This is a genomic window from Sphingomonas sp. DC4900 (assembly GCF_049896485.1).
Classification (GTDB): domain Bacteria; phylum Pseudomonadota; class Alphaproteobacteria; order Sphingomonadales; family Sphingomonadaceae; genus Sphingomonas; species Sphingomonas aquatilis.
In genome coordinates this window covers 1-11,626 of the sequence record NZ_JAFCUK010000013.1, presented here as the reverse complement: position 1 = coordinate 11,626, position 11,626 = coordinate 1, and the positions used below count along the sequence as shown (strand labels likewise).

The following is an 11,626-nucleotide window of genomic DNA, read 5'->3' as shown; positions in this document are numbered from 1 at the left end:
GCCTCATGACCGGTGACGCTGGCCAATGCGCCGGCATCTCGATGTTGGTCAGTCCGGGGTTTTGCTCTCCGCAACATTCATGAGGATCGCGCCGCTTCGCGCATCGATACCAACTTCATAAGGCTTGCCGTGGCTGGTGATGTCGAAGGAATAGCGCAGGCCGCTGCCGCCCTTCTCTTTTTCCAATTCCTGGTCGGTAATCTTGCCGGGACGCGCCTTGAGCGCGGTCTGCCGAGCCGTCGCGAGAGAGATTTTCGCCTCAGCGGCGTATTGGTGTCCTTTCAGTTTCGTTGGTGCCGCGGCGGCTGTCCCACTCAACGCTGCGACGGACAGCAGACCCAGCATCAATCGCACGTCTTTCATGACACACACTCCTTGAGGCAGGTTACACCGTGCCCTTGTAGGAGCGGCAACCTTCGCCGCAGGTGAGGACAAGATTGATTATGCCCAACTTGCCGTCGCCGGCGCAAAACCGGATCCTCAGTCGATGAAGCTCTTGTTGCTTGAAGACGATTCCAGGACGCGTGAGGATCTAGAGCGCGTGCTGAGCAGTGCAGGTCATGTCGTTGACGCCTGTACGACCGGGCAGGACGCGATCTTCCTGGCGTCTTCCAGCGATTACGCCGTTCTGATCCTCGACCGGATGGTGCCCGGCATTTCCGGCCTGCCGGCGCTTAAGGCCATCCGGGCGGCGGGAATACGAACCCCGGCGCTCTTTTTGACGGCCATGAACGGCATTGAGAACCGGGTCGAAGGGCTCGAGGCGGGAGCCGACGACTATCTGGCGAAGCCGTTCGCGGCGACTGAGTTGCTTGCCCGGATCAATGCGCTCGCTCGGCGTCCCCCGATTTTGGACGTCGCCGCCACGATCACGGTCGGCGACCTCGTCCTCGACCGTATCCGCCGTAGCGTCACGCGCGCGGGCCAGCGGGTGGAATTGCAGGCGCAGGAATTGAAGCTGCTCGAATATATGATGCTGCACGCGGGCGAGGTGGTGACGCGCACGATGCTCCTCGAGAATGTCTGGTCATTTCACTTCGATCCCAAGACGAACATTATCGAGAGCCACATGAGCCGGTTGCGCGCCAAGGTCGATCGGGGTTTCGGACGTGAACTGATCCATACGGTTCGGGGCGCTGGATATCGGATCGATGCGGGTTAGGTCGTTCATGCCGGCCGCATTCGGAAGCGCGGCCTTTCGCTTCGCGCTGATGCTGGCGGTCGTCGTGGCGCTCGGCGCAGGCGCCCTGTTGTTCACCGTCGAGCGGCAGGTCGGTTATTTCGCCCGAGAAGCCAGCGATGGGATGCTGCGGGCGGAATCGTCGGTCCTGTCCGCGGAATATGCCCAGCTGGGTCTCTCGGGACTGACGGATGCCATCGCGCGGCACCGGGGGAGCGACGCTGATCCGCCCTATCGATATCTTCTGACCGACAAAGCGGGACACCGACTGTCCGGCGACCTGCCGCTGCAAGCCGCCAGGATCGGTCAAGGAAGCGTTGCGGTGCCCGAGGATTTCGACGGCTCGCGACACGTCGAACGTCTCGCAACGCAAGTAACGCAGCTGCCCGACGGATTGCTGCTCGTCGTGGCGACCGACAGCTTCGACGTGCAGCAATTGCGGCACCGCCTCGGACGCTTCACGATCTGGAGCGGCATCGCCATCGCCGCCTTTGCATTGATCGGCGGGTATCTGGTGGGGCGCGTCTTCCTGCGTCGGCTCGCAACAGTCAATCGCGCCATCGACCGGATCATCGATGGGGACGGCGCGGAACGGCTGCCGATGATCGGGTTCGGTCCGGAGTTCGACGACCTCACCCGGAACCTCAATCGCATGCTCGAGCGGAAGGCCGCTGCGATGGAGGCTTTGCGGCAGGTGTCAACGGATATCGCCCACGATCTGCGCACGCCACTCACCCGGCTCCATCAGCGGCTCGAACGAATGCAGGTGGAAGGTGCCGGCGATCCCGACAGTATCGATGCGGCCGTGGAGCAGACCAACGGACTGCTCGCGACGTTCGAGGCCCTGCTGCGGATCGGGTCGATCGAGGGAGGTGTCGGGCGACGTCGCTTCGGTCCCGTCGACCTGACCGAACTGCTCGATCGTATCCATGCGGCCTATGTGCCCGTGGTCGAGGACTCCGGGCAGACGTTCATTGCCGACCATAGCGCAGGGGTCACCGTCATCGGCGACCCCGATCTTCTCGCGCAGCTATTCACCAATCTGATCGAGAACGCGATCGTCCACACCCCGAGTGGAACGCGCATCGTTTCCTGCCTGCGCACCGTCGGCACCGAAGCCGTGGCGGAGATATGCGACAACGGTCCCGGCATCCCCTCCGATGAACGCGAGAAGGTGTTTCGACGCTTTTACCGACGGGATGCCAGTCGCAGCACGGAAGGTGCGGGTCTCGGCTTGGCGCTGGTATCAGCCATCGCCGCCCTTCATCAGGCGAAGTGCACCATCCCGGGCGGCGCTGAGGGCTTGTGTGTGCGGATCGCTTTCCGTCTGTCATCTGCGATCGATCAGGTAACCGACGCCCCGAAGCACCATGGCTTGCCGTGATCGCCAATACCTGGACGATCGGGAGCATACCCACGGCCCGTAAGGGGCACGAACATTGCCCAGCCTAGAGAACATGCGACGACGCTACCGTCAGCCTGCTTCGTGAAGACCTCAAGCCGCTCGGTCGCTGTGGAGGGGCCGATCGGCATCACCAAGCGTCCGCCGGTCCGCAACTGATCGAGCAGCGGGGCTGGAACGCTTGCAGAACCCGCAGTGACGATCACCGCGTCGAACGGCGCGCGCTCGGGCCAGCCTGCAAAGCCGTCCCCGACACGGGCATGGACCTTCCGATAGGCGCGCCGACGTAACGCCCTGGCCGCTTGGCGCGCCAGCTGCGGGACGATTTCGATCGTGGATACCTCTGCACCCAACTCGGCGAGGATCGCGGCCTGATAGCCCGAGCCCGTCCCGACTTCCAGAACGCGGGAGCCGCGCTGCACTTGCACCGCAGCCGTCATGATCGCCATGATGTAAGGATCGGAAATCGTCTGCTGCCACCCGATTTCCAAGGGCGCCCCGATATAGGCTTGCGGCTTTGCAGCGCGAGGCACGAAATCCTCGCGTGGCAGCGTCGCCTCCACAGCAACTGCTGCCTGGAAAAAGCGGTCATCTCGTAGTGCCGGAACGTCAGCAGCCGCTGCGTTGATCGAGCTAATCATTCGCGCACGCTCGTCTGTTCGGTCCGGTGCGCGAAATCCGAGTGAAGTCGTAGCGGCTATCAGGCAGACTAGGCCCAGAGAAACCTTCTTCAGCACCCTGCTTGTGGCTCCAAGGGAACGCTGACCACCGCCGACATGGGGTGGCGATGTCGGCATGCGGACGCGCTTACCCCCCATGACATTACGCCACGATCGCAGTGGCTATACGATTTCCCAATGTCCGATAGATCCTCGGTAAGCGCGGGTCGCGATCCGCAACTTAAGTGTCGGAACACGCGGATGATCGGTCGGACCGCCAGAAAAACGACCGTGGCTGTTGAAAAATTCAACGCGCGCTGTTGGCGCCACTCCAGATATTCAGCCCTCCATAAAGCGCCAAGAGTGCCATAAGCTTGGCCAGTGGACCAAATACGTCCTCCAAGCTTGCACCCATCTGATTTATTGGAACGAAGATATGCATGGCGCAGGTGGCGGGGGAAAACCAGGCGAGTGCAGAAAGCCAGCCCGGCATTGATTGGAGTGGCCAGGCAAAACCCGCTAGAAACACGAGCGGCACAGATGTCGGCAACAGGATCTTCAATGCATCGTCGCCGCTGTTAAACAACTTGCCCAGCAACAGCCCGACCGCCGGCTCGGCCGCTGCGATCCGGACCGCGTTTTCCTGGGCGAGATGAGATGGCTCGGGTGGCAGCGAAAGGCCGCGCAGGAGCAGCGGCAAGTCGATGCTGGCGACGATCAGGGAGGTGATGATCACGCCCATGGCAAGGAAGATCGCGAGCTCGCGTGAGGGAAAGGCAGATCCATCGCTCATGGCAAGCGGCAAGGTCAGGACGCCGGCGAGCGTGGTCGCTCCGCGTACTCCGCAGAAGGACATGGCCGCGACGATCCGCCAGTTGGGCACTCGCCGCCAATGCCCCTGACGGAACAGTGTGAGGCTGAATGACAGCCAAACCCACAGGAAGCGAAGCACCGCGAGCCCGACGTTGATCGCAACGACGTAGAGCGCCAGCCACCAGGGATCACGATGCCCGATGGACTGGACGATCGCCACCGCTCCTGAAAGGAGCTCGGGCAATTGCTCGCCCAGAAGGACAAAGATGATGCCGTTGGCGGCGAATTGGATGGTGTCCCAGATGGTAGTGCGACGGATGCCGGTGATCGCGCCGACCTCGCCTGCGGTTTCGGACGGCCCCATCGCAAGGCCCGACGCGACCGCGGCGAGGATGCCCGAGCAATGCAGATGCTCCGCGAGAAGGTAGGAGCCAAAGGGAATCAACAGAGATGAGAATCTGGCTCCCGCCTTCCTCGCTATAATGGCGAACGACCCAACTTTTCGCGCGCGTGACAAGCCAGGTCACGCCGGTGCCTACGGCGATCCCGCCAAGCGCGACCCAAAGGAAGTTGAGGGCGGCATTCTGAAGCGAGAAAGCACCGGTGAGCGCGGCGGCAATCGCGAAACGCAGGCAGACCAGACCCGAGGCATCGTCCAGGAGCGCTTCCCCTTCCAGCATATGCATCATCCGCTTCGGAATGGGCACGCGCTGAGCGATCGCCGAACCGGCGATCGGGTCGGTCGGCGAGATGACCGCGGCCAGCGCGAAAGCGACGGGAAGCGGCATCGAGGGGATCATCCAGTGGATGAAGAAGCCCATGCCGACCACGGTGAAGACGACGAGGCCGAGCGCAAGTCCCAGGACCGTCCTGCCATCCTTGAACAGTTCTTCCCGCGGGATGCGCCAGCCATCGAGGAACAATAGCGGCGGCAGGAACAGCAGGAAGAAGATTTCCGGATCGAGCGTGACCCGCCAGTCGGCGATCAGGCCGATCAGCGCACCCAGCGCAATCTGGAACAGCGGGCGTGGCAATGGGACAGGCACCATGCGCGCAACGATACCGCTTATGACGACGGCCACCATCAGCATCAGAACGATCGTCACACTTTCCAAAATGGGCTCCTTATTGGCCTCGCCCTTGCGTGCACGAAGTCGCACTCGGCAGGATGAACAGGTCGGAAAGAACCATGTTTCAGACATGCAGCCATCTGCGCTCGACGTAGGAGAAGAGGGCGCACACCGGTATTGCGCACAACATGCCGAGGGTGACCTCGGCGCAACGGAGCAGCGCGACGGTCCAGACCGGGCCATGCGCGGGCACGAGCAATACGATGGTGGTCGTAATACCGGCAAGCCGCGCGGCCGTACTGACTTTCAGGCACCAGCACACGACGATCACCACGGCCACCGACGCGAGATAGATCGCGATGTTTTCCGTGCCGAGCGTGGCAGCCGCGAAGCCACAGACAGCGCCGGCCAGCGCGCCGATAAACTGGTCGCGCGACTGGCTCAGCGTGTCCGCATAGTCGTGCTGGGTGACCGCGATGGCGGTGATGGCGGCCCAAAAGGCCTGTTCGGTGTGCAGGGCAACGCCGATGCTGTAAGCAAGTCCCGCGCCACAGACAGCGCGCAGAGCCATCAGCAAACCCTGCGCCACGCGGCTCTTGAGCGGCAGGCTCTTGAGGACGCTGAAGGCGGATTGCTGTAGCGACGTAAGATAAGCGAAATGGCTTTCCTGGGAATCCTTTCTTGATGGCATGCTTGACCCTGAACGACCGGGATTTCGTCGGACTGATCCCTGCCGGTGCTTTCTCACACTGCCGCGTCGAGCAGGAGCACGGTCAATGACCGCACCCCCTGTGCGCCGTGGATGAGCACGCCCTCGATGTCGGCCGTTGCGGAGGGGCCTGTATGAAAACTGGCATAGCGATGCTCGTGGAATTCCGGCCGCCGATAGGCCTCCTGAAGCGTGGGCACGATGGCAGCGGGGGCGAGTAATACGACGAGATGCTGCGCGAGATAAGCGGCAGCGTTTGTGACCAGTGCCGTGTCCGGCAGCAGCACGGAACCCGTCTCCGCCACACCGAAGCTGGCCCGCACAATCGTAATGTCCACATCGGCGAGATCACGCGGGGCTGCAACACCCATAAGATCGCGGTTGCCGCGATATTCGGGAACAGCAGAGGCGATCACCTTGGCCTGCGGGAACTGCTCCTGCAGGAAGGCATCGATGCTCTGCCCCTCGATACCGTGTCCACCCATCGCTTCGAGGTTACGGAGGAACGATGCAACCAGTCCCTCACCCGCCTCGAAAGGAAAAATCGGCAGCTCGGGCAATGGATGATCGCCCAGTGGCCGGTTCGCCCGCACCGCCGCCAGAATGTTCTCGCGCGCGCTCATGATTGGCCCTCCTTTCCGCCATTGGTTCGCTTATGCCATTGATGAAAGGTTTCCTTCGGGGCATCCGGCATGTCACGTCCGCGCGCGGTCCAGCTGTTGAGCGGATTGGCGAGCGCGAAGCTGGGCAGCACCTTGAGCGCACCGTCGGCCGCCGCGACGGCCGTGCGGTAGAGAGAGGGATGTGACAGGAGTGTGCCTGCCGCTTTCATCAGCGCCTGCTTGCCCAGGCCGATATCGTGCGTTTCCGCCAATGCCTTGCGCCACGCGAAGATCTGCTCGTGGATGTTGATTTTCACCGGACAGACATTGGTGCACGAGCCGTTGAGAGTGGAGGCAAAGGGAAGAGTCGAATAGCGCTTCCGGTTGAAGGTCGGATCGAGGATCAGGCCGATCGGCCCGGAATAGGTCGCGCCGTAGGAAAGCCCGCCCGAGCGGCGATAGACCGGACAAGTGTTCATACAGGCACCGCAACGGATGCATTTGAGGCTCTGCCAGAATTCCGGCTCGCCGAGCCGTGCGGAGCGGCCATTATCGACCAGCACGATATGCATCTCACCGCCGTTGCGGGGTCCTCGAAAATGCGAGGTATATTGGGTGATCGGCGAACCTAGCGCGGAGCGTGAAAGCAGGCGGATGAACACGCCCAGGTCGGCGATGCGCGGGATCAGCTTCTCGATCCCGATCGAGGCGATGTGGAGCGGCGGCACGTTGGCCGACAGGTCCGCATTGCCCTCGTTGGTGCAGACGACAAAGGTCCCCGTCTCGGACACCGCGAAGTTTGCGCCGGTCATGCCGGCATCCGCATCGAGAATCAGGGGGCGCGTCTTCTCGCGCTGCTGCTCGGCGAGATAGTGGACGTCGTCGTTGGCGGGATCGGTGCCGAGCTTGTCGGCGAACACTTGCGCCACATCGCTGCGCAGCTTGTGGACGGCCGGCACGACGATGTGGCTCGGCGCCTCGTCGTCGAGCTGCTGGATGCGCTCGCCGAGATCGGTCTCCACCACCTCGATGCCGACGCCGGCCATGTAATCACGCAGGCCGGTTTCCTCGGTCAGCATCGATTTGGACTTGATGAGATTCTTCGCCCCATGATCGGCAAGGATGCCATGGACGATGCGGTTGTGCTCGGCCCCATCCCGCGCCCAGTGGACGTGGATGCCGTTGGCCCGCGCCTGCGCCTCGAACTGCTCGAGATAGTCGCCAAGGTTCGAGAGCGTGTGTTGCTTGATGGCCGATGCCAGCTCGCGCAGCTCCTCCCATTCGACAAGGCCGTGCATTTGCCGGTCACGCTTCTGGCGCAGGTCCCAGAGGCGTTCGTCATGCATCTCCGCATGGCGCGGCGCATCGATGAAACGCATCGCCGCCTCGTTGTGATCGACGGGCTTGCGGTGGTAAAGCTTCGCTCCGCGTGGTTGGGGCTCGGCTGCGGGCGGGCTCAACGGCCGGGATGTTCCCTCACCGTGGCTCAGCCGCTCGCCACTGGCGCTGCGTGCCGCGCCGTCATCGGCCGTGTGCAATTCCTCATGGAGCAGGGCCGGCAGACCATCCTCTGCGCGGCGCGGTTCATCCGGTCCGGTCATGCGGCATCTCCGTTCAGTACCTGGGCGATATGGCGGAACTTGAGCGGAAGTCCGAGCCGATCTGCGCAACCCTTTTGATGCAGCATGCAGGAGCTGTCGGCCGAGACGACATAGTCAGCACCGGCTTTGGCATGGTCGTGGACCTTGTCCTGCCCCATCTTGACCGAGACGGCCGGCTCGAACACGCTGAACGTGCCGCCAAACCCGCAACACTCGTCGGGTCGGGCTTTTTCGACCAGCTCCAGCCCTTTTACCATGCGCAGCAGGTCAAGCGGCTTGGAGTGTGCCGGCTCGCGCCGTTCGGACATGCTGCCATGGAAGAGACCACGCAGTGCGTTGCAATTGTTGTGGTAGCTCACCTTGTGCGGAAATTCGGCCCAGGGGAAGCCATCCACCTTTAGCACGTCGTGGAGGAACTCGACCAGCTCATAGGTTCGCTCGCGGACGTGGCGCACCTCCTCGGTCTGCTCGATGGCCGTCATGTTGCGCCGGACTTGATGCGCGCAGCTTCCCGAGGGCACGACGACATAATCGAAGCCTGAGAAGTTGCGGACGAACAGTTCCTCGGTCGCCTTCGCCTCGGTGTGGCAGCCCGAATTGACCATGGGTTGCCCACAACAGGTCTGGTCGAAGGGGTATTCGGGATCGACACCGAACCGGCGTAGCAGGTTCAGTGTCGCGATTCCGACCTCGGGTTCGAAGGCATCGACATAACAGGGTACAAACAACGCGACACGCATGGCGCCACCTTTCAATGGAAGAGGTTGGTGGTGGCGAGATCAGTGATCTCGTCGCCCCGCCCGGACATGATGGCGCGCAGCATGTAGAGGCTGAAGCCCTTTGCCTGCGCCGCTGCGATCGTCGGCGGCATCGAGATTTCGTGGCGTGCCGTCACGACATCCACCAGCGCCGGCCCATCATGCGCGAAGGCCGCGCGCAAGGCCGGCTCCAGAGCGGCTGAATCCTCCACGCGAACGCCGTACAGTCCGATCGTCCTTGCGACCTCGGCGAAGTTGGGATTCTCCAGTGAAACATTGGTGCCGGGATAGCCGCCCGCTTTCATCTCCATCTCCACGAAGCCCAGCGTCCCATTGTTGATGACGACGATCTTGATCGGCAGCTTGAGCTGCACGGCGGTCAGCAGTTCGCCCATCAGCATGGACAGCCCGCCGTCGCCGGAGAGCGAGACGACTTGCCGGCCGGGGAACGCCCCCTGCGCGCCCAGTGCCTGCGGCATGGCGTTCGCCATCGAGCCATGGTTGAACGAACCGAGCAGGCGTCGCATCCCGTTCATCGTGAGGTAGCGCGCCGCCCAGATCACCGGGGTGCCGACATCGGCGGTGAAGATCGCATCTTGCGCCGCCACCTTGTCGAGCGTGGCCGCGACATATTGGGGATGGAGCGGCTGCCCCGCTTTGCGGGGCTGGGCGAGATCGTCGAGGCTGGCCCGCGTCTTCGCATAATGCTGGCGCGCCTTGTCGAGAAAGGTGCGACTGCGGCCTTCCGCGATCTTCGGTGCAAGCGCCGCCGCAAACCGGCCAACATCGGCGACCACCGCCAGATCGAGCGGCACCCGCCGCCCGAGCGCGCCTGGGTCACGATCCACCTGGATCACCTTCGCCCCCGTCGGATAGAAATTGCGATAGGGAAAATCACTGCCCAGCATCAGCAGTGTGTCGCATTCCTTGAGCGCATGATAGCCCGACGAGAAGCCGATCAGTCCGGTCATGCCGACATCGCAGGGGTTGTCCCACTCGACATGCTCCTTGCCACGAAAGGCATGGACGATGGGGGCTGCGAGCCGATCGGCCAATGCCACCAGTTCGTCATGCGCTCCGGCGCAGCCCGATCCAGCAAGGATGGTGACGCGCTTGGCGCCGGACAAAATCTCCGCAGCCTGCGCGACATCCTCGGCCATGGGCTCGGGTGCCGTGACCGTGGGCAGGGCAAAGGCCGGCACGCTGTCCGTATCCACCTCGAGCAGCGATACATCCCCCGGCAGCACCAGTACCGCCACGCCGCGCCGCCCGATGGCGGTCCGCATGGCACGGTGGAGCAGTTCGGGCATCTGTTTCGGGTTGGTCACCATCTCGCAGAAATGGCTGCACTCGCGGAACAGCTCGGTCGGGTGGGTCTCTTGGAAATAACCGAGGCCGATCTCGCTCGATGGGATGTGGCTGGCGATGGCAAGCACCGGCACATGGTTGCGCTGGCAATCGAACAGACCATTGATGAGATGGAGATTGCCTGGCCCGCAACTTCCCGCGCAGACGGCGAGCTTGCCCGTCGCCGCCGCATCGGCGCCTGCCGCAAACGCGCCTGCCTCTTCGTGGCGAACATGCATGAAGATAATGCGGCCGTCCTTGCCGAGCTGCCAGTTGACCGCGTTGAGGCTGTCGCCGGTCACCCCCCATATCCGTTCGATGCCGGCATCCGCCAGCGTCCGTACCAGCATTTCAGCGATTGTGACTGCCATAGCTGTTTATCAGTCCTTAGCCGTAGCCTCACGAGTATATCATTCATTATTACGATCTTGATCCAACATATATTTGGCCAAAACTTTATGCATCAAGATACCAAATAGAATAATGTCAGTAAATCAAGTACCACAGGGACTATGTTGTTGTTCTTACGCTTGTGATCATCATGGCTGTAGGTCAGCGCATCATGCACGCCGGTAGTTTATCGCCGTTCTCGCGCAACATCTGCTGGCCAAGCTGACTCTGGAAAGGGCCAGAACGAGGCCGAGGTTACGCACACACATCACGGGGTTCTCCTAACCAACGGTGTCCATGGCCTTTCCTTCGGCATCATGCCGCTTTCCAAGGACGGTCAGACCCGCCGCCTCCAAAGGGCTGGTGTCGCGCATGGCCACGGCAAAGCCATGTGCTACGGCGGTGGCGGCGATGTAGCCATCTTCCTTGCTGATGGCCTGGCCGGCGGCCCGCGCGCTCGCCATAGGTTTGCGAGGTGTCCAAGTCGAAGGGCAACACGCGACCCTTGAAAGCTGGCAGCACTTCACGCTCCAGGCGATCTTGGTAGACCGTGCGTCGCTTGCCGGCCGGTAAAGCCGCCATACCAAAGCGCACTTCGGCCACGGTGATCGCGGACAAGTGGAGGCTTTCAACGAGCTGGGCGTCGATCCAGGCCAGCACCTTTGGCTCGGGTGTGGGTTTCCACAGCTCGGAAAGCACGTTGGTGTTGAGAACGATCATTCATCGAAGCTCATGGGTTCGGCCAGCGTCTTGTCGCGCTCGAAGAGGGCATGCTCTGCATCGGTCAGCCCACCCGCCTCGCGGGCGATGGACACCAACAAGGAGCCGAGCTTGATCCGGCCTTCCGGTTTGGCGGCCTGTTCCAGGATGACGCGGATTACGGCCTCGGCACTTCAGCCATGCTTGGCCTCGCGCACCCGCAGCGCGCGATGCACTTCGTCGGGGACGTTGCGGATTGTGATGGATGCCACTGCTTGCACTCCATTGATGTGCTTTGAAGGAAAGCATTTTTTAGATATGCAATCAAGCTATCCCTTCACTGAGCTTACGTGACGTGTCGCGTACCTCGTCATGGGCTATGATCGCATCGCCACT

General features: G+C 62.4%; 12 protein-coding genes and 1 pseudogene. 2 read left to right on the top strand and 11 right to left on the bottom strand.

Going from position 1 to position 11,626, the window contains the following annotated elements; all coding sequences use genetic code 11:
* Positions 1–48 precede the first annotated feature (48 nt).
* Positions 49–363: a PepSY domain-containing protein gene (locus ACP690_RS13960; RefSeq protein ID WP_426261868.1), complete on the bottom strand. Its 315-nt coding sequence runs from the start codon at positions 361–363 to the stop codon at positions 49–51.
* Between the two features lie 124 nt (positions 364–487).
* Between ACP690_RS13960 and ACP690_RS13955 the strand changes: the two genes are divergently transcribed.
* On the top strand, positions 488–1,162 hold the full coding sequence (locus ACP690_RS13955) for a winged helix-turn-helix domain-containing protein (protein ID WP_426261869.1): 675 nt from the start codon (positions 488–490) through the stop codon (positions 1,160–1,162).
* Between the two features lie 7 nt (positions 1,163–1,169).
* Complete coding sequence (locus tag ACP690_RS13950; protein WP_426261870.1) at positions 1,170–2,564, top strand: sensor histidine kinase; 1,395 nt, start codon at positions 1,170–1,172, stop codon at positions 2,562–2,564.
* Here ACP690_RS13950 and ACP690_RS13945 read toward each other — a convergent pair.
* From ACP690_RS13945 to ACP690_RS13900, 10 genes and pseudogenes are all read right to left on the bottom strand, one after another.
* Complete coding sequence (locus ACP690_RS13945; RefSeq protein WP_426261871.1) at positions 2,525–3,223, bottom strand: protein-L-isoaspartate(D-aspartate) O-methyltransferase; 699 nt, start codon at positions 3,221–3,223, stop codon at positions 2,525–2,527. The two genes, ACP690_RS13950 and ACP690_RS13945, sit on opposite strands and share 40 nt — an antisense overlap.
* Positions 3,224–3,548: 325 nt before the next feature.
* A complete protein-coding gene (locus ACP690_RS13940) occupies positions 3,549–3,791 on the bottom strand; it encodes an ABC transporter permease (protein ID WP_426289875.1) in 243 nt (80 codons plus the stop codon).
* 54 nt (positions 3,792–3,845) lie between these two features.
* A pseudogene (locus ACP690_RS13935) lies at positions 3,846–5,169 on the bottom strand (Na+/H+ antiporter); the annotation flags it as partial.
* 79 nt (positions 5,170–5,248) lie between these two features.
* Positions 5,249–5,815, bottom strand: a complete 567-nt coding sequence (locus ACP690_RS13930; protein ID WP_066759997.1) for an FUSC family protein — start codon at positions 5,813–5,815, stop codon at positions 5,249–5,251.
* Positions 5,816–5,868: 53 nt separating this feature from the next.
* Positions 5,869–6,456 carry a LutC/YkgG family protein gene (locus ACP690_RS13925; protein ID WP_039248839.1) on the bottom strand — a complete coding sequence of 196 codons (588 nt, stop codon included), beginning with the start codon at positions 6,454–6,456 and terminating at the stop codon, positions 5,869–5,871.
* Positions 6,453–8,036, bottom strand: coding sequence for a lactate utilization protein B (locus tag ACP690_RS13920; protein WP_285139020.1), 1,584 nt, complete (start codon positions 8,034–8,036; stop codon positions 6,453–6,455). Before ACP690_RS13920 ends, ACP690_RS13925 begins: the two co-directional genes overlap by 4 nt.
* Positions 8,033–8,776: a (Fe-S)-binding protein gene (locus ACP690_RS13915; RefSeq protein ID WP_039248845.1), complete on the bottom strand. Its 744-nt coding sequence runs from the start codon at positions 8,774–8,776 to the stop codon at positions 8,033–8,035. Before ACP690_RS13915 ends, ACP690_RS13920 begins: the two co-directional genes overlap by 4 nt.
* 11 nt (positions 8,777–8,787) lie before the next feature.
* Entirely contained in the window at positions 8,788–10,512 is a 1,725-nt protein-coding gene (poxB, locus tag ACP690_RS13910) for a ubiquinone-dependent pyruvate dehydrogenase (protein ID WP_426261872.1), read from the bottom strand.
* Between the two features lie 334 nt (positions 10,513–10,846).
* Positions 10,847–11,251, bottom strand: coding sequence for a PIN domain-containing protein (locus ACP690_RS13905; RefSeq protein ID WP_241889928.1), 405 nt, complete (start codon positions 11,249–11,251; stop codon positions 10,847–10,849).
* 173 nt (positions 11,252–11,424) lie between these two features.
* Positions 11,425–11,502 (bottom strand): FitA-like ribbon-helix-helix domain-containing protein, encoded by a 78-nt coding sequence (locus ACP690_RS13900; protein WP_426289874.1) that lies wholly within the window; start codon positions 11,500–11,502, stop codon positions 11,425–11,427.
* Positions 11,503–11,626 lie beyond the last annotated feature (124 nt).